Below are 1,377 nucleotides of genomic sequence, written 5' to 3'. Positions count from 1 at the left end.
ATTTATTATATCAGGTTGAATTCGGTTTGTCAAGAAGTTTTTTCAACTTTTTTCAAACTCTTTTCGACCCGTGCCGTTTCTTGTCGAAACAGCCTATTTAGTATATCAAACTCAGTCGTATTTGTCAAGAAGTTTTTTCAACTTTTTGTTTGCGCTTTGTTTGACTGTCTCTATTTGAGACTTGTATAGTATACCTCTCTTTTTTACTTTTGTCAACTGTTTTTTACCTGATTTTCACTTTTTGTGACTTGTGGTTCTTTTCGCTTTCTGCTATAATAAAACATTATAATGCTATTTTACAAAAAGGAGGGGTCGGCTTGCCCATTAAAATAGCCGACAGTCTGCCTGCGCGCGCGGTACTGGAAAGCGAAAACATCTTTGTTATGACCGAACACCGTGCGACTACACAGGATATTCGACCGCTGCGCATCGCATTGCTTAATCTGATGCCGTTGAAAATTGTCACGGAAACGCAAATTCTACGTTGTTTATCCAATACTCCTATTCAGATTGAGGTAGACTTGATTCAAACTAAGACCTACCACTCCAAAAACACCCCCGAGGATCATCTACTTACTTTCTACAAGACCTTTGATGATATTCGTGAGCAAAAATACGATGGTTTCATTATTACCGGCGCTCCGGTAGAAAATATGCCATTTGAGGACGTGGAATATTGGAATGAGCTGGTCGAGATTATGGATTGGAGCAAGACCCATGTCCATTCTACCCTGCACATCTGCTGGGGTGCACAGGCCGGCTTATACCATCATTATGGTATCCCGAAGTACCCCCTCCCCCACAAGATGTCCGGTATTTTTCGTCATCACATGCTTTTTCCAAAAGAACCTCTTCTGCGTGGCTTTGACGACGTTTTTTCTGCGCCGCATTCCCGTTATACCGAGGTCCGCGCCGAGGATATCCGCCGGGATGATCGACTGCGTCTGCTGGCAGAGTCTAATGAAGCCGGCGTTTATATCGTGGAAGCAATGAACGGCCGTCAGATTTTTGTGCTCGGCCACGGAGAATACGACTCCGATACGCTCAAGAAAGAATATGAGCGAGACTTGGCCAAAGGTTTAAACCCTGCTGTTCCGGCTCACTACTTCCGTAATGACGATCCGGATGCCGAGATTCTTGTCACATGGAAAGCCCATGCACACTTGTTCTACACCAACTGGGTTAACTACTACGTCTATCAAACTACACCCTATTTTCTTGATAAAATGTGAATTCATAAAAAAAGAAACGGCCCGCAGGCCGTTTCTTTCAGTCTGTCGAAAAAGTCCAGCAAAAGCTGGGCTTTTTCGTTTGAGCGCGGTAAAATAGGAATAGGTGGTGAGAGCAATGCTGGAACGAGGAAAAATGGATCGGGAT

General features: G+C 43.9%; 1 protein-coding gene. It reads left to right on the top strand.

Going from position 1 to position 1,377, the window contains the following annotated elements; all coding sequences use genetic code 11:
* Positions 1-317 precede the first annotated feature (317 nt).
* Positions 318-1,232: a homoserine O-acetyltransferase MetA gene (gene metA / locus ACTQ34_RS17930; protein ID WP_441364959.1), complete on the top strand. Its 915-nt coding sequence runs from the start codon at positions 318-320 to the stop codon at positions 1,230-1,232.
* Positions 1,233-1,377 lie beyond the last annotated feature (145 nt).

The sequence above is a fragment of the Agathobaculum sp. LCP25S3_E8 genome, from assembly GCF_052117165.1.
Classification (GTDB): Bacteria; Bacillota; Clostridia; order Oscillospirales; family Butyricicoccaceae; genus Agathobaculum.
This window is presented reverse-complemented; position numbering and strand designations above follow the sequence as displayed.